Source organism: Sphaerotilus natans, assembly GCF_900156335.1.
GTDB lineage: Bacteria > Pseudomonadota > Gammaproteobacteria > Burkholderiales > Burkholderiaceae_C > Sphaerotilus > Sphaerotilus natans.
Window position 1 is genome coordinate 102,400 of the sequence record NZ_FTMZ01000005.1, and the last position, 15,286, is coordinate 117,685.

General features: G+C 72.0%; 15 protein-coding genes. 5 read left to right on the top strand and 10 right to left on the bottom strand.

All coding sequences use genetic code 11. The annotated features are described in order from the left end of the window. Position 1 precedes the first annotated feature (1 nt). Positions 2 to 550, bottom strand: a complete 549-nt coding sequence (fabA, locus tag BW996_RS06575) for a 3-hydroxyacyl-[acyl-carrier-protein] dehydratase FabA (RefSeq protein WP_051631614.1) — start codon at positions 548 to 550, stop codon at positions 2 to 4. Positions 551 to 749: 199 nt separating this feature from the next. Next, positions 750 to 980 carry an HP1242/YdcH family protein gene (locus BW996_RS06580; RefSeq protein ID WP_037478785.1) on the bottom strand — a complete coding sequence of 77 codons (231 nt, stop codon included), beginning with the start codon at positions 978 to 980 and terminating at the stop codon, positions 750 to 752. Between the two features lie 128 nt (positions 981 to 1,108). Here BW996_RS06580 and tgt point away from each other — a divergent pair, with 128 nt between their 5' ends. Together tgt and BW996_RS06590 are read left to right on the top strand one after the other, a co-directional pair. Continuing rightward, a complete protein-coding gene (gene tgt / locus BW996_RS06585) occupies positions 1,109 to 2,248 on the top strand; it encodes a tRNA guanosine(34) transglycosylase Tgt (protein WP_037478783.1) in 1,140 nt (379 codons plus the stop codon). A 2-nt stretch (positions 2,249 to 2,250) separates the two neighbouring features. Next, complete coding sequence (locus BW996_RS06590) at positions 2,251 to 2,697, top strand: SMI1/KNR4 family protein (protein ID WP_051631604.1); 447 nt, start codon at positions 2,251 to 2,253, stop codon at positions 2,695 to 2,697. Between the two features lie 7 nt (positions 2,698 to 2,704). On the opposite strand, the gene glcF is transcribed toward BW996_RS06590, so the two are convergent. The 7 genes from glcF to BW996_RS06625 form a co-directional block, all read right to left on the bottom strand. Beyond that, entirely contained in the window at positions 2,705 to 3,967 is a 1,263-nt protein-coding gene (gene glcF, locus BW996_RS06595; protein WP_037478780.1) for a glycolate oxidase subunit GlcF, read from the bottom strand. 5 nt (positions 3,968 to 3,972) lie between these two features. After that, positions 3,973 to 5,097, bottom strand: coding sequence for a glycolate oxidase subunit GlcE (gene glcE, locus BW996_RS06600; protein WP_037478777.1), 1,125 nt, complete (start codon positions 5,095 to 5,097; stop codon positions 3,973 to 3,975). A gap of 55 nt (positions 5,098 to 5,152) precedes the next feature. Beyond that, positions 5,153 to 6,700 carry an FAD-linked oxidase C-terminal domain-containing protein gene (locus BW996_RS06605; protein ID WP_051631603.1) on the bottom strand — a complete coding sequence of 516 codons (1,548 nt, stop codon included), beginning with the start codon at positions 6,698 to 6,700 and terminating at the stop codon, positions 5,153 to 5,155. A gap of 94 nt (positions 6,701 to 6,794) precedes the next feature. After that, positions 6,795 to 7,946 (bottom strand): FIST signal transduction protein, encoded by a 1,152-nt coding sequence (locus BW996_RS06610; RefSeq protein ID WP_051631613.1) that lies wholly within the window; start codon positions 7,944 to 7,946, stop codon positions 6,795 to 6,797. 84 nt (positions 7,947 to 8,030) lie between these two features. Beyond that, entirely contained in the window at positions 8,031 to 8,780 is a 750-nt protein-coding gene (locus BW996_RS06615; protein ID WP_037478774.1) for a PhaM family polyhydroxyalkanoate granule multifunctional regulatory protein, read from the bottom strand. A gap of 117 nt (positions 8,781 to 8,897) precedes the next feature. Then, a complete protein-coding gene (locus tag BW996_RS06620) occupies positions 8,898 to 9,926 on the bottom strand; it encodes a TraB/GumN family protein (protein ID WP_037478772.1) in 1,029 nt (342 codons plus the stop codon). Between the two features lie 17 nt (positions 9,927 to 9,943). Further along, the gene (locus BW996_RS06625) at positions 9,944 to 10,774 is read right to left on the bottom strand and encodes a hypothetical protein (RefSeq protein WP_051631602.1); all 831 of its coding nucleotides are present in this window, start codon (positions 10,772 to 10,774) and stop codon (positions 9,944 to 9,946) included. Positions 10,775 to 10,842: 68 nt separating this feature from the next. Here BW996_RS06625 and BW996_RS06630 point away from each other — a divergent pair, with 68 nt between their 5' ends. The 3 genes from BW996_RS06630 to BW996_RS06640 all read left to right on the top strand — a co-directional run bounded on the left by BW996_RS06630 (position 10,843) and on the right by BW996_RS06640 (position 14,753). Next, positions 10,843 to 11,880, top strand: a complete 1,038-nt coding sequence (locus tag BW996_RS06630) for a DUF3108 domain-containing protein (RefSeq protein ID WP_217694718.1) — start codon at positions 10,843 to 10,845, stop codon at positions 11,878 to 11,880. Positions 11,881 to 11,966: 86 nt separating this feature from the next. Further along, the gene (locus BW996_RS06635; RefSeq protein WP_037478767.1) at positions 11,967 to 12,212 is read left to right on the top strand and encodes a BTH_I0359 family protein; all 246 of its coding nucleotides are present in this window, start codon (positions 11,967 to 11,969) and stop codon (positions 12,210 to 12,212) included. Positions 12,213 to 12,395: 183 nt separating this feature from the next. Continuing rightward, positions 12,396 to 14,753, top strand: a complete 2,358-nt coding sequence (locus BW996_RS06640) for an ATP-binding protein (protein WP_081837967.1) — start codon at positions 12,396 to 12,398, stop codon at positions 14,751 to 14,753. A gap of 31 nt (positions 14,754 to 14,784) precedes the next feature. Here BW996_RS06640 and BW996_RS06645 read toward each other — a convergent pair whose 3' ends face one another. After that, complete coding sequence (locus BW996_RS06645; RefSeq protein WP_051631601.1) at positions 14,785 to 15,222, bottom strand: helix-hairpin-helix domain-containing protein; 438 nt, start codon at positions 15,220 to 15,222, stop codon at positions 14,785 to 14,787. Positions 15,223 to 15,286 lie beyond the last annotated feature (64 nt).

Sequence of the window (15,286 nt, forward strand, 5' to 3'; positions counted from 1 at the left end):
ATCAGAAGTCCTGGGTCGAAGTGAACAGGCCGACCTTCAGGTCGGTGGCGGTGTAGATCTCGCGGCCGTCGACGAACATCTGGCCGTCGGCGATGCCCATGACCAGCTTGCGCTCGATGACGCGCTTGAGGTGCAGGCGGTAGGTAACCTTCTGCGCGGTCGGCAGCACCTGGCCGAAGAACTTGACCTCGCCGGAGCCCAGCGCGCGGCCGCGGCCCGGGTTGCCGCGCCAGCCCAGCCAGAAGCCGACGAGCTGCCACATCGCGTCCAGGCCCAGGCAGCCCGGCATGACCGGATCGCCCTCGAAGTGGCAGCCGAAGAACCACAGGTCCGGGTGGATGTCGAGCTCGGCCTCGATCAGGCCCTTGCCGTGGTTGCCGCCGGTGTCGTCGATGCGGACGATGCGGTCCATCATCAGCATGTTGGGCAGCGGCAGTCGCGCGTTGCCCGGACCGAACAGCTCGCCGCGGCCGCATGCCAGCAGCTCTTCGCGGCTGTAGGCGTGACGACCCAGATCTCGCTGGCTGGTGGTCGGGGGGGCAGAAGTCATGGTGGGGTCGGTGGAGCGGGTCATCGGACTCTTGCCCGCAAGGGCAAGAGAGCAGGGAAATCGCTGCGGGCGGCCCGGCGCTGCCGGACCTCGCAAAGTTCCCGATCTTATTACGCCCGCTGCCGACCGACCTGACACCCGGCTCCGGGTGGGGTCCCGGAGCGGGTCTGGGAAGGCCGTGAAAGGATCAGGCGCAGCCTCAGGCGGCGCTGTCGGCCACAGCCGCCTTGCGCAGGATGACGTAGAGCTGGTCCTTCAGGTGCAGCTTCTCCTTCTTGAGCGTCTCGATCTCCTCATGGGTGCCGCCGACGATGTGGGCCTCCATGTTCTTGATCTTCTGGTCCAGCTCGTTGTGGCGGTCGAACAGGTGCACGAAGTGATGGTCGGTGGTCTTGAGCTGGGTGATCAGGTCGCGGTATTCGGGGAACATCGTTCGGACTCCTGGTGTGCGGTGAAGGGGGACACCTGCAATCTACGCCCGCGGCGACGGCTCAAACTCGATCCATGTCAAGGTCTGCTCAGGTGCGGGCGGGCGACGCTCCTGAGACAATCCGCACCATGCTGCAATTCGACCTCCTCGCCACCGAAGGCCATGCCCGCCGCGGCCGCCTGACCCTGAACCACGGCGTCATCCAGACGCCGATCTTCATGCCCGTGGGTACCTACGGCACCGTCAAGGGCGTGATGCCGCGCGACCTGGAGGCGATGGGCGCGCAGATCATCCTGGGCAACACCTTCCACCTGTGGATGCGCCCCGGGCTGGACGTGATGAAGCAGTTCGGCGGCCTGCACAGGTTCGAGAACTGGAACAAGCCCATCCTGACCGACTCGGGCGGCTTCCAGGTCTGGTCCCTGGGCGACATGCGCAAGATCAGCGAGGAAGGCGTGAAGTTCGCGTCGCCCGTCAACGGCGACAAGCTCTTCATGACGCCCGAGGTCTCGATGCAGATCCAGACGGTGCTCAACTCCGACATCGTCATGCAGTTCGACGAATGCACGCCCTACTGGCAGGGCGCCAAGGGCTCGGGCCACATCACCAGCGAGAAGGAAGCGCGCAGCTCGATGGAGCTGTCGATGCGCTGGGCGAAGCGCTCGAAGGCCGAGTTCGAACGCCTGGGCAACCCCAACGCCCTGTTCGGCATCGTGCAGGGCGGCATGTTCGAGAACCTGCGCGAGGAGTCGCTCGCCGGCCTGGTCGAGATGGACTTTCCCGGCTACGCGATCGGTGGCGTCTCGGTGGGCGAGCCCAAGGACGAGATGCTGCGCATCATGAACCACACGCCGCATCGCCTCCCGGCACACAAGCCGCGCTACCTGATGGGCGTGGGCACACCCGAGGATCTGGTCGACGGCGTGGCCGCAGGCGTCGACATGTTCGACTGCGTGATGCCGACCCGCAACGCGCGCAACGGCCACCTCTTCACCCGCTTCGGCGACCTGAAGATCCGCAACGCCCGCCACCGCAGCGACGAGCGCCCGCTCGACGAGACCTGCGCCTGCCACACCTGCCAGAACTTCAGCCGCGCCTACCTGCACCACCTCGACCGCTGCGGCGAGATGCTGGGCCCGATGCTGACCAGCATCCACAACCTGCACTACTACCTGAACCTGATGCAGGAGGTGCGCGACGCGCTCGACGCCGGGCGCTTCGAGGCCTTCCGCGCCCAGTTCAAGGCCGACCGCGCCCGCGGCGTCTGAGCATGAGCCGCGTGGACGTCGCCCTCGAGGCCGATCTGGCCGCGCTGGCCGCTGCGCTCGGCCAGCCGCTGCCGGCCGACTACCTGGCGCTGCAGCGTGCGCCCGGTCCGGTGCCCGGCCCCTTCGGCGCCCATGAGTGGCTGCGCCCGGCCAGCGCCCTGGCGCAGTGGCAGCTGAACCAGGAACTGCATGGCAGCGGCACGCTGCGCGCCCTGCCGGTGGCGGCGGACGCCGGGGTGCGCGCCCAGGCCTGGCACCCGGGCTGGCTGCCGCTGACGCATGACGGCGCCGGCACCCTGGCCGCGCTCGATCTCGCGCCAGCCGAGGGCGGCCAGGTCGGGCAGGTCATCCTGGTCGACGCCGAGGGCGGGCGGCGGCGCCGGCTCGGCCGCGATCTGGCCGACTGGCTGGCCCGCCCCGGCGCCGGACTGGCGGACGACGCCCGCTGAGCCCAGCTCAGCTGGCCAGCAGCTCGTCGATCACCTCGATCCAGTGCCGCACCGGCGTCGGGGTGCCGCTCTGCAGATGCTGGATGCAGCCGATGTTGCCCGAGACGATCAGCGGCGCCTCGCGCGCGGCCAGGGTCTCGAGCTTGCGGTCGCGCAGCCGGTAGGCGATGTCGGGCTGCAGCACCGAGTAGGTGCCAGCCGAGCCGCAGCACAACGCCGCATCCATCAGCGGCAGCCGCACCTCGAAGCCGAGCGCGCCCAGCGCCGCCTCGACCTGGCCGCGCAGCTGCTGGCCGTGCTGCAGCGAGCACGGCGGGTGATAGGCCAGCACCCCGCTGGCGCGCCGGTTGCCCAACGCCGACTTCAGCGCCCCGGTCAGGCCCGGCAGCAGCTCGGAGAGATCGCGGGCGGTCTCGCTGACGCGCCGGGCCTTGTCGGCATAGTCCGGATCATGGGCCAGCGCGCGGCCGTAGTCCTTGACCGACACGCCGCAGCCCGAGGCATTGACGACGATCGCCTCGACCGGATCGAGCCCGCCCAGGCCCTCGACCTGCGGCCACCAGGCGTCGATGTTGCGGCGCATGTCGACCAGCGCGCCCTCATGGTCGCCCAGGTGGTCGCGCACCGCGCCGCAGCAGCCCGCCTCGTCCGAGACCAGGGTCTGGATGCCGCAGGCATCGAGCACCCGCGCGGTGGCGCTGTTGATGTTGGGCGCCAGCGAGGGCTGCACGCAGCCCAGCAGCATCAGCACCTTGCGGGCGTGCTGGCGGGTCGGCCAGCGCTGCGCGTGCGCCAGCGCCCGGGCGCTCGGCTTGGGCGGCACCTTGTTCTTGAGCATCGCCGGCAGCAGCGCGCGCACGTTCTGGCCGGCACGCAGCGCCGGGCCGAAGCTCGGCGAGGTCATGCCCTCGCGCAGCATCCAGCGCACGCCGCGCTCGGTGCGGCTGCGTTCGACCTTGCGGTCGACGATGCCGCGGCCGATCTCGAGCAGGTCGGCGTACTCCACGCCCGACGGGCAGGTGGTCTCGCAGCTGCGGCAGGTCAGGCAGCGGTCGAGGTGCTCCTGGGTGCGGCGGGTGGGCGTCGCGCCCTCCATCACCTGCTTGATCAGGTAGATGCGCCCGCGCGGGCCGTCGAGCTCGTCGCCGAGCAGCTGGTAGGTCGGGCAGGTCGCGGTGCAGAAGCCGCAGTGCACGCAGCGGCGCAGGATCTCCTCGGCGCGTTCGCCTTCGGGGGTGTCCTGGAATTCGGGAGCCAGATGGGTCTGCATGCGTCTCAGAGCCCCGGGTAGAGGCGGCCGGGATTGAACACGCCGTCGGGATCGAAGGCCTGCTTCAGCTCCTGGTGAATGCGGTCGAGCGGCGCCTTCAGCGGCGTGAACACGCCCAGGCCGCTGGAGGCGACGGCCTTGTCGCGGGCCCGGAACAGCGTGGCGTGGCCGCCGCTGGCCGCGGCGATCTGGCGCACCCGCGCAGCCGATTCGCGGGTGACCCACCAGCGCTGCGCGCCGCCCCACTCGATCAGCTGCTCGCCGGGCAGCGGCACCGGCGGCGCGCCCGCCGGCAGCGACAGCCGCCACAGCGCCGCGCCATCGGCCAGCGAGCGCCGGGCATCGACGAAGAAGTCGTCGGTCTGGTCGCGCATGCCCAGCCAGAAGCGCTGCGCCAGCGCGTTGTCGATCGGCTCGCCGCCCATCTTCTGGTTGGCCGAGGCCACCGCGGCGGTCGCGCCGGCCAGGCGCACCACCAGCGCGCCCTGCCACCAGGCGGTGGCGTTGACCGGCAGCGGCTGGCCGGCCCAGCGCTGCATCAGGTCGAGCGCCTCGCCCTCCGAGCAGTCGAAGCGCAGCGTGCTGGTGTAGGACGGCACCGGCATCACCTTCAGCGAGACCTCGCAGATCACGCCCAGGATGCCCAGCGAGCCGGTGACCATGCGCGCCACGTCGTAGCCGGCGACGTTCTTCATCACCTGGCCGCCGAAGCTCAGCACCTCGGCCTTGCCGGTGAGCAGGGTCAGGCCGAGCACATAGTCGCGCACGCCGCCCACCGCCGCGCGCGACGGCCCGGCCAGGCCAGTGGCGACCATGCCGCCGACCGTGCCGCCGCGCTGGCCCGGGCGCTCGATGTCGGGATAGCGCGGCGGCTCGAAGGCCAGGTACTGGTTGCGCCGCGCCAGCTCGGCCTCGACCTCGGCGATCGGCGTGCCGGCGCGTGCGGTGATGACCAGCTCGCTGGGCTCGTAGCGGGTGATGCCGTTCAGGCAGCGCACGTCGAGCAGGCGCCCCTGGACCGGCTCGCCGTAGAAGGACTTGGTGCCGCCGCCACGGATCGCCAGCGTGCCGCGCGCCTCGCGGGCCACGCGGACCCGTTCGATCAGGCTGTCGAGTGCCTTGATGCTCATGGGAGATGTGTTCTGTGTTCTTCGGTTCGTCGTCGGGTGCGGTGCGGCGGCCGGCTCAGAAGCGCGGCAGCTCGCTGAAGGGCAGCAGCCCGCGGCGCACATGCATCTTGCCGTATTCGGCACAGCGATGCAGCGTCGGGATCGCCTTGCCGGGATTGAGCAGGCCGGGCGGATCGAAGGCGTGCTTGACCGCGATCATCATCGCCAGCTCCTCGGGCGAGAACTGCACGCACATCGAATTGAGCTTCTCCACGCCCACGCCGTGCTCGCCGGTGACGGTGCCGCCCATCTCGACGCTGAGCTCGAGAATCTCGGCGCCGAAGGCCTCGGCGCGGCGCAGCTGGTCGGGGTCGTTGGCATCGAAGAGGATCAGCGGGTGCAGGTTGCCGTCGCCGGCGTGGAAGACGTTGCAGCAGCGCAGGCCGTGCTTGTCCTCCATCGCGGCGATGGCGCGCAGCATGTCGGCCAGGCGCCTGCGCGGGATGGTCGAGTCCATGCACATGTAGTCGGGGCTGATGCGCCCGGAGGCCGGAAACGCGTTCTTGCGGCCGGACCAGAACTTCAGGCGCTGCGCCTCGTCGCGGCTGACCTCGATGTCGCTGGCGCCGCAGCGCGTCAGCACCTCGGTCATGCGGCCGGTCTCCTCCTCGACCTCCTCGATCGTGCCGTCGCTCTCGCACAGCAGGATCGCGGCCGCGTCCAGGTCGTAGCCGGCATGCACGAAGTCCTCGACCGCGGCGGTCATCGGCTTGTCCATCATTTCCAGCCCGGCCGGGATGATGCCGGCGGCGATAATCTCGGCCACCGCCTCGCCGGCGGTCTCGACGGTGGGAAAGCTCGCCATGATGCAGCGCGCCAGCTGCGGGCGCGGGATCAGCCGCACCACCACCTCGGTGACGACCGCGAGCATGCCCTCGCTGCCGATGACCACGCTCAGCAGGTCCAGCCCCGGCGCATCCAGCGACAGGCCGCCGAACTCGACCGCCTCGCCGTCGATGGTGTAGCCGCGCACCTTGCGCACGTTGTGCAGCGTCAGGCCGTATTTCAGGCAATGCACGCCGCCGGAGTTCTCGGCGACGTTGCCGCCGATGGTGCAGGCGATCTGGCTGGACGGATCGGGCGCGTAGTACAGGCCATAGGGCGCAGCCGCCTCGCTGATGGCGAGATTGCGCACGCCGCACTGCACGACGGCGATGCGCTCGCGCGGATCGATCTTCAGGATGCGGCTGAACTTCGCCAGCGACAGCGTGACGCCGTCACGGTGCGGCATCGCGCCGCCCGACAGGCCGGTGCCGGCGCCGCGTGCCACCACCGGCACCGACAGCTCGCGGCAGGTCTTGAGCACCGCGGCGACCTGCGCCTCGGTCTCGGGCAGGGCAACCAGCAGCGGGCGCTCGCGGTAGGCGCTCAGGCCGTCGCACTCGTAGGGAATCGTGTCTTCGGCATGCCACAGCAGCGCGTGGGATGGCAGCACGCCGCCCAGCGCCGAGACCAGCCGCTGCTGGCGCTCGCGGCGGACCGACAGGGTCTGCGCGGTATCAGGTCGCACGCCGCCAGCGGCCGGGCCGGCGGCCAGCGCATCCTGCGGCAGGGGGGCATTCATCGGACATCTTCTCCAGCTGGGACGGGCAGCTCGCCGGCTGCCTCGCATGGGGGCGCACTGTAATGGCTTGACCCCCTGTTTTGCGGGCTTGCGCTCAATATTCCACGAAGACCGTGAGAACTCCGGTGTACCCGAACAGATGGCGCCGGGCGATCTCGCCCCCCGCGAAGAAGCCGACCAGCGGCACCTCGCCCAGCGCATGGCGCAGGATCTGCAGCTCGGCCGACGGTCCGCCGAAGTGCGGGCCGCCGCGGCCGGAGCAGCTGACATAGACCGCACCGAGAATGCGCCCCGGCGCGCTGCCGTCCTCGGGCGAGAGCTCCTCGCGGATCTCGGCGCAGATGCGCATCAGGTCGCGCCGCGCCGCCTCGGCATCGCGCCGGCAGAAGGTCATCGACATGCCCGCTTCGACCCGGTCGGCGATCGCCACCGCCGAGCGCATCGGGTCGAGGCCGATCAGGTGGCGCACCCGGGTGTCGGCGCCGAACTGGCCGCGCGAGAGCACGTCGTCGCCGGCATCGGTCAGGCCGACCAGCGTGGAGCGCAGCCGCGGCACCGCCTCGCGCGGACGGCCCAGGTCGATGCCCAGATCATCGAGCAGGCACTGCAGCGCGTTCTGGCCATCGAGCTTGAGCACGATGTTGTCCTGCGCGGCATCGACCCGGCGCACCGGACCGACCGGCTGGCAGCCCTGGGTCACCCGCGACAGCAGCGCGACCTCGGCGGTGAAGGCCACGCCGGAGATGCCGCTGTCGTAGAGGCCGGCCGGCGCCGGCAGCCCGGCCGGCGGCACCGGCGCGCAGAACTGCACCCCGCGCCGGCGCGAGGCGCTCAGCCCGCCAAACAGATAGCCGCTGCCGACCCGCCCGGCCAGCTCGCCCACCAGCTCGCCGATGTCGGGCATCGCGCCGTCGGCATGGACCAGCGCGGTGTGCAGATCGTCGCGCAGCAGCGGGCGCTCGCCGCTGAACAGCTCGAAGCTGCCCGGCGGCAGCTCGGCCAGCATCAGCACCAGCGCCGGCTCGTCGAAATACTCGACCCCGCTGACCGCCACCCCGATGCCGACCGAGCCGACCCAGGGCACGCCCGGCCAGCGCAGCTTCAGCTCGGCCAGCAGCGCGTCGGCCTGCTCGGCATGGTGGTCAGTGATGTAGATGAAGCCCAGCGGCGCCAGGCGCCCGCGGTCGACCGGCGCACGCGAGGCGCGCTGCCCGTCGAGCTGCGCGGCCGCCAGCGCCAGCGCCATCGTCGCGTCGGGATGGGTCGCATGGGCGACCAGAAAACCGGGAGTCGGCACGCGGGGCACGTCCTCTGTCCTGCTCGAAGCCGTTCAGGTCTTGCGCGACGCGGCCGGGGCCTTGCGGGCGGCCTTCTTCGCCGGAGCCGGGTCGGCGGCCGGGCTGCGGCGCGCGGCAGCCTTCTTCGCCGGGGAGGGCGCCGGCTCCGGCGTGGCCGGCGGCGTGGCGGCGGCTGCGGCCACGCTGCTCATCACGTCCTGCATCGCGCCGGCGGCGCGGGCCTGGGCCTCGGCGGCAGCGCTCGAGGTGGCCTGCACCGTCTGGGTGGCCAGCTCGGTGAACTGCTGGGTGAGCGCGCCCCACCACTGCATCGGATCGACCGCCGGCGGCGCCGGCTCGGCGGCAGCCGGGGCCGCTGCTGCCGGAGCGGGCGCAGGAGCCGGGGCGGGGGCTGGTGCCCGGGCCGGGGCGGCGGCGGCCGCTGCCGCGCTGAAGACATCGGGCACCCGCACCTTCAGCGCCTCGCCGAGATCGGCCATCGGCACGTTCATCGTGCGCAGCGTGCCCAGCGTCATGCGCTGCACCTCCAGCGCCTGCACGGTGGTGGCGATCATCCGCGCGTTCTGCTCGAGCCAGAACTGCACGGTGCGCAGCTCGCCGATGCGCTTGTCGAGCTCCTGGGGATCCAGGGTCGGCGCCACCCACTGCCCGATGTTGGGCAGGGTCTGGCCGGCGTTCTTCACCAGGCCCTGCAGGAAGTCGAAGCCGGGCACGAACTTGGCGAAGGCCTCGGTGCAGGCCTGCGAGTAGGTGTTGCCGAACGGATTGCTGCTGTCGCTCATCGGATGCTCCTCATGTCTTCGTGCCGTCGTGTTCGTGTGTCGTCAAGAACTGCAGGATTCCTGCATTTCCTTCATTTCCACCGCGCCGGCCCATTGTGCCGACCGATGCCGGACGTGTCACTGACGCACCGGCCCCGGTGCGGGTGCCGGCAGCACCCGCTCGACCTGGAAGCCGCGCCGGGCCAGCAGCGCCGGCAACCCCTCGGGGCCGGTCATGTGCAGGGCGCCGACCGCGGCGAAGACCCGCGCGCCGCGCTGATGCAGCGCGGCGATGCGCTCGGCCATGGCGGGATTGCGCGCCAGCACGCCGGCCTGGTGCGCCTGGCGTTCGGCCTCGCTCTCGAGGCAGCCGCACCACTGCGCGAAGTTCTCGATCGCGGCCAGATCCGACGCGGCCCAGTGCTCGGCCAGCCGCAGCGCCACCCGGCGGGTGGCCGGATCCTCCAGCTCGTCGAGGCCGCGGCGCACCACCGCCGCCACCTCGGCAGGACGCGGCGCCACCAGCAGCGCGACCTGCTGCTCCGGCGTCTCCAGCGACAGCACCGTCTGACGCCGCGCATGGGCCAGTCGCGCCAGCCAGCCGTCGATGCCCCAGGCGGGATCGAGCCCGTCGCCGCGCAGCGACAGCGACACCAGCGTGATCACCTGCAGCTCCGGCCTCAGCCCCGCGAGCAGGCCGCCGACGCAGGCCAGCGAGCGCTGCTGCGCCAGGCGCTCGGCCAGATCGGCAGGCAGCTCCGGCAGGCCGGCCGGAGGAAGAGCGGCGCGCTGCAGGCGCTGCAGCACATCCGGGTCGAGCAGATCCAGCTCGAAGGCGACACGATCGGCCTGCGCCAGCGCCGCCATCACCCGCGGCCCAGGCCGGATCCAGTCCGCGCGACCGACATGCACCGTGCCGTAGAGATGCGAGACGCGCCCGTCCTTCTCGATGCGCCACAGCAGGCCGCGATCGGCCGGACCGGGCAGCGACTGCAGCCACTGCGCCTGCGCCGGCGGCTCGGCCGGTGGCGGGCACAGCGCCTCGGCGGCCGGCGGGTCCTGCAGCGCCTGCGCCCGCAGCAGCCCCGGCACCACCAGCAACGGCACGGCCAGCAGGACGGCGGACAGCACGGCAGGCAGCCGGCGAGCGATCAGCTTGACAGGCATCACCGCCCTCCTCGCCCTCAGTCGCGCCGCAGCCGGCGCAGGCCGACCTCCAGGGTACCGAGCGGGATCTGGCCGCGCGGCGCCAGCGCCGCCAGCACGACCCGCTCGGCCTCGCCCAGCGGCTGCGCCGCCGGGCCCAGCGCCAGCAGCGTGCCGGCCCGCAGGCCCCGCGCCCGGGCCAGCCGCGCCAGCAGCGGACCGATCGGCGGCGAGGGCTGCGCCGGCGCGCTCGGCGTCGGCAGGCCCTCGGGCACCAGGCTCAGCGCCAGCCGGCCGCGCCCCTCGCCACGCTCGCCCGCCTGCAGCGCGTCCGGCGTCATCAGCACCGGCGCCAGGCTCAGCCACGGGCGCGGGCAGGCCGCGTCCTGCTGCTGCCACTGCAGGCCGGCACCGACCAGACGCACGCTGTCCTGCGCCTGCTCCGGCGAGGCCCCGACCGGCAGCTCGCCGCTCAGCACGATCCAGCGCGGCGCCACCGCCAGCGTGGCCGCCGGGCCCGCCAGCGTCACCTCGTCGCAGGCACCCAGCAGGCCGTCGCCCGGCAGCGGCTGCCAGGCCAGCGCGTCGCCCCCGCCCGGCTCGTCGCCGAGCTGCACCTCCACCGCCCGACAGGCGCGCGGCAGCGGCGCCATGCACATGCGCGGATCGAAGGGAAAGGCATGGCGGGCCCGGCCCTCGTCGAGCGTGCGCGCCAGATCGTGCAGCTGCGGTGACAGGAAGGACCAGTCATCGAGCACCTGCTGCAGCCGCGAGGCGATCGCGCTGGCATGGTGGGCGGTGGTCAGGTCGGACGAGACGACGACGAGCTGGCCGTCGCGCGAGCCGTCCTTGTAGGTCGCGAGCTTCATGGACGCAATGATCGCAGACGTGGCAGACTGGGGTGAACGACGCCTGCCGCGTCATGGAGGTCCGCCGCTTGCTGCCCGATCGCCCTGCCCTGTCCGCCCCGCCACCGCCGGCCCGCCACGCCGTGCGTGCCCGGCTGGCGCTGGGCGGGCTGCTGATGCTCAGCGCCGGGCTGCATCTGTGGCTGATCGACCACTGGCAGCCGGCGGCGGCGGCGGCTTCAGTCTCCGCCGCGCTGCCCGCCCCGGCCCGTCCGGTCGAGCTGGTGCCGAGCCCGGCGCCGCAGGTCTCGGCCGCATCGACGGCCCCTGTGCAGGCGGCAGCCCCTGCCGCTCAGGCACCGGCCCCGACGCCCGCGCCCCGCCCGCCCGCTGCACCGGCACGATCGAGCCCACCGACCGAGGCGCCGCCCCAGACGGCCGCCGCCCGGGCCGAGACCCCGCCGGCGGAGCTGCTGACCGTCGCGACCCGGCCGCTCCTGTCGCCGCCAGCGACCGGACCGGTGGTGCCGCCCTCGGTCCGGCTCGACTACCGCATGAGCCGCGGCGCGCTGGTCGGCCGCGGCCAGATCGACTGGGACAACGACGGCCAGCGCTACCGCATGCGGCTGGAAGCGCGCGTGCCGGTCATCGGCCTGATCCTGGCGCAGACCAGCAGCGGCCAGATCGATGCGCAGGGCGTCGCCCCAGAGCGCCATACCGAGCAGCGACTGCGCCGCAGCGAGCGCGCGGTCAGCTTCGTGCGCGATGGCGCCAGCCCGCATGTGAGCTTTTCCAGCCGCGAAGGACAGGCGCCGCTCGAGGCGGGCATGCAGGACCGGCTGAGCTGGATCGCGCAGCTGACCGCACGGCTCGATGCACCCGGCCTGAGCCCGGGCGGGCGCATCGTCATGCCGGTGGCGAGCACCGGCGGCGAGGTGCAGCACTGGGTCTTCACGCTGATCGAGCGCGACGAGGCGGGCCGCTGGCACCTGCGCCGCGAGCCTGACGGCCCCTTCGACACCCGCGCCGAGGTCTGGACGCTGCCGCAGGTGCCGCACTGGCCGCAGCGGCTGCGCCTGAGCGAGGCCGACGGCGACGCGCTCGAGCTGCTGCTGCTCGCGTCTTGAATCCGACCTCGCCTGCCCCAGATCTCCTTCAACCGATCCTCAATCGCTCCTCAACCGTTCCTCAACCGTTTCCCAAGGAGATCACGATGCACATGCTCTACAACTCCGAGAACTTCGCGGTGATGCAGCACATGGGCGACGGCCATCCGCACGGCGGCTTCGAGATCGTCGACAAGACCTCGCGGCGCGAGATCTATCTGGCCGGCCTGCTGGCCGAGCACTTCCAGGCCGGCGTCGAGCGGCTGATCGGCGACGAGGTCGACGAGATGCACATCGACGACTTCCTGTCGGCCTACACCACGCTGGCCCATCATCCCGTGGTGCTGCACTGAGCCTCGGGCGTCGGGCCGGTCGCGCGCCGTCGCCCCATCATCCCCGGACCGCGTCGGGGCGCGCGGTCCGGCCTTGCATGTCTCGCCCGGTTGGCGCGAAGATGACAGACCGCAGGCCTGTCATCGATGCGGGCCACCTGTCCGAGACTCCCCCGAGATTTCCCGAGATTGCGAGGAGACCGCATGCGCAAGGAAGTGTCCCGCCCCGAGCCGGTCCGCCGCTCGCGCAGCCGCAAGGGCGGCGCGCCGGTGCTGCTGTCGCCGGGCCTGCTGGACTCGCCGGTGCTCGATCAGCTCTGCACCCATTTTGTGCTGACGCTGACGCTGCGCCAGGCGGGCCGCTTCGCCGGGCGACGTGACTGGAACAGCCTGCTGTCGCTGACCGCGCGGCATCTGGTCTGGCCGGTCAGCGTGCTGCAGCGGCTGCGCGAATTCCTCGGCCGTCGGGTGCGCGAGCATGAGGCCTGGTCGGGCCACGCGCAGCTCGACGACGCGGCCTTTCTGGCGCGCCACGGCTGGTGGGGCGGCCCCTACGAGGAAGGCACGCTGTATTTCTATCTCGACGAGTACATCAAGGACGCGCCCAAGGACCTGATGGCCATTCTCAACACCACCGGCGACTGGCTGGCGCAGCACCTGCGCCAGAACGGCACGCTGGTCGAGAAGAACGTCGAGCTGCTCGCCGGCCTGCTGCAGCTCAATCCGGCCGAGCGCGCGCTGATCCTGTACGGCACGCTGGCGCGCTACCAGCGCGACCTGCGCGGCCTGCTGGTCGAGTTCAAGGTCGCCAGCGCCCAGGAGGCCTACGCGACGCTGGCCGAAGTGGCCGGCGTCGACCAGCGCGAGGTGGCCGAGGCGCTGCGCGCCGGCAGTCGCCTGGAGCGCATCGGCATGATCGAGAACCTGATCTCCGAGCACAACATCACCGATCTGGCCGACCTGATGAAGGTCTCCGACCAGCTGCCCCCGGTGCTGATGCGCGAGTACCGCGACCCGCAGGACCTGATGGCGGTCTTCACCCGGCCCTCGGTCAAGAGCGAGCTGACGGCCGCCGACTTCCACTTCGTCGCCGACGAGGTCGAGGTGCTGACCGCGCTGCTGAAGAACGCGGTCGCGCGGCGCGAAAGCGGCGTCAACGTGCTGATGTACGGCCCGCCCGGCACCGGCAAGACCGAGCTGGCCCGCGTCGTGGCGCAGCAGGCCGGCCTCGAGCTCTACGAGGTCGAGCATGCCGACCGCGACGGCAACTCGCTGTCGGGCCGCGACCGCTACCGCTCGCTGCAGATCAGCCAGGTCTTCCTGAAGGCCAGTCCGGAGGTGGCGCTGCTGTTCGACGAGGTCGAGGACGTCTTTCCGCCGATCTCCTCGGACGCGGCGCAGCTGATCGCCCGGCTCGAGAGCAGCGGCGACAGCGGCAGCTCCGGCTCGGTCAACGGCAAGGCCTGGGTCAACCAGATTCTCGAGAGCAATCCGGTGCCGGTGATCTGGGTCACCAACCGCATCGAGCAGATCGACCCGGCCTTCCGGCGCCGCTTCCAGTACCACCTGGAGCTGAAGTCGCCGCCGCCGGGCGCGCGCGAGGCGCTGGTGCGCCGGGCCCTGGGCGCGGCCGAGGTCAGCGCCGAGTTCATCGAGCGGCTGACGCAGCGCAAGGCGCTGACGCCGGCGCAGATCCGCACCGCGGTGCGCTTCGCCCGGCTGATCGGCGAACCCGACAGCCGCGACAGCGCGGCGATCGAGCGCCTGATCGAGCGCCAGATCGCCCACGCCGACCTGGCGCTGGGCAACGCGGACGCCGGTCGCCCGGCCGCCCGCCCCGCGGTGACGACCTACGACCTGGAGTTGCTGCATGTCGAGAGCCGCTTCGAGGTGCCGCGCATCGTCGAGGCGCTGCGCCGGCGCGGCCACGGCGCGCTGTGCTTTCACGGCGCGCCCGGCACCGGCAAGACCGCGCTGGCCGAGCACATCGCGCAGGCCCTGGGCCGCCCGCTGATGATCCGCCAGGCCAGCGACCTGGTCAGCAAGTTCGTCGGCGAGACCGAGCAGAACATGGCGCGCATGTTCACTGAAGCCGCCACCGAGCAGGCGGTGCTGCTGCTCGACGAGGCCGACAGCTTCCTGCGCACCCGCCGCCGCGCCGAGCGCAGCTACGAGGTGACCGAGGTCAACGAGATGCTGCAGGGCATGGAGCGCTTCGGCGGCGTCTTCATCTGCACCACCAACCTGTTCGAGGACCTCGACGAGGCGGCGCTCAGGCGCTTCACCTTCAAGATCCGCTTCCTGCCGCTGCGCCCCGAGCAGCGCGAGCGCATGTTCGTCGCCGAGGCGCTCGGCGGCACGGCCGGGCGGCTGAGCGACGAGCACCGCCAGCGCCTGGCGTTGCTCGACCAGCTCGCCTGCGGCGACTTCGCCGCGGTGCGCCGCCAGGTCGACATTCTCGGCGAGGCCTTCGAGCCCGACGAGTTCCTGGCCCAGCTCGAGAGCGAGCACCGGGTCAAGCCGCAGGTGCGCGAGCGCCGCTCGATCGGCTTCACGCACTGACAGCGTCGGGCCGGCCCCGGCAGGCCGGGCCTCAGCGGCGCACGCCGCCCTTGAGCTCGGCGGCCAGCGCGGCGAAGCCGGCCTCGTCGCCGGCGGCCAGCAGCGCGGCCTGCTGCGGCCAGCTGGCCGGCTGGGCCAGCCGGAAGCGCGGCCCGGCCGCAGCCAGCACCGCCTCCAGCTGATCCAGGCGGGCTGCGGCCAGCGCGGCAAAGCCGCTGATGCCGGCCTCCTTCAGCAGCGTGGCGATGCGCGGGCCGATGCCCTCGATGCGGGTCAGATCGTCTTCGACGGCAACCGCTGCCACCGGAGCCGGATCGGCCTGCGGCGCCGGCGTGGCCGTGGCCGCCTGGACGGCCGGCGGCAGCCAGGCCGCCCAGGGCATCCAGGCCCACCACTGCGCTGCTGCGCCCATCAGCGCCAGCATCTGCTGTCCGGCCTGCACCGGCTCGAAGTCCTGTGTCGTGTCCATCCGTTCCTCTTTCTCTCCGGAGATCATCGAAAGCACGCCTTCGCGCATTGAATCACCCTTGTCT

Coding starts and splice junctions, on each gene's coding strand:
- fabA (WP_051631614.1), bottom strand. CDS start 550: ATGACTTCTGCCCCCCCGACCACCAGCCAGCGAGATCTGGGTCGTCAC.
- BW996_RS06580 (WP_037478785.1), bottom strand. CDS start 980: ATGTTCCCCGAATACCGCGACCTGATCACCCAGCTCAAGACCACCGAC.
- tgt (WP_037478783.1), top strand. CDS start 1,109: ATGCTGCAATTCGACCTCCTCGCCACCGAAGGCCATGCCCGCCGCGGC.
- BW996_RS06590 (WP_051631604.1), top strand. CDS start 2,251: ATGAGCCGCGTGGACGTCGCCCTCGAGGCCGATCTGGCCGCGCTGGCC.
- glcF (WP_037478780.1), bottom strand. CDS start 3,967: ATGCAGACCCATCTGGCTCCCGAATTCCAGGACACCCCCGAAGGCGAA.
- glcE (WP_037478777.1), bottom strand. CDS start 5,097: ATGAGCATCAAGGCACTCGACAGCCTGATCGAACGGGTCCGCGTGGCC.
- BW996_RS06605 (WP_051631603.1), bottom strand. CDS start 6,700: ATGAATGCCCCCCTGCCGCAGGATGCGCTGGCCGCCGGCCCGGCCGCT.
- BW996_RS06610 (WP_051631613.1), bottom strand. CDS start 7,946: ATGGCGCTGGCGCTGGCGGCCGCGCAGCTCGACGGGCAGCGCGCCTCG.
- BW996_RS06615 (WP_037478774.1), bottom strand. CDS start 8,780: ATGAGCGACAGCAGCAATCCGTTCGGCAACACCTACTCGCAGGCCTGC.
- BW996_RS06620 (WP_037478772.1), bottom strand. CDS start 9,926: ATGCCTGTCAAGCTGATCGCTCGCCGGCTGCCTGCCGTGCTGTCCGCC.
- BW996_RS06625 (WP_051631602.1), bottom strand. CDS start 10,774: ATGAAGCTCGCGACCTACAAGGACGGCTCGCGCGACGGCCAGCTCGTC.
- BW996_RS06635 (WP_037478767.1), top strand. CDS start 11,967: ATGCACATGCTCTACAACTCCGAGAACTTCGCGGTGATGCAGCACATG.
- BW996_RS06640 (WP_081837967.1), top strand. CDS start 12,396: ATGCGCAAGGAAGTGTCCCGCCCCGAGCCGGTCCGCCGCTCGCGCAGC.
- BW996_RS06645 (WP_051631601.1), bottom strand. CDS start 15,222: ATGGACACGACACAGGACTTCGAGCCGGTGCAGGCCGGACAGCAGATG.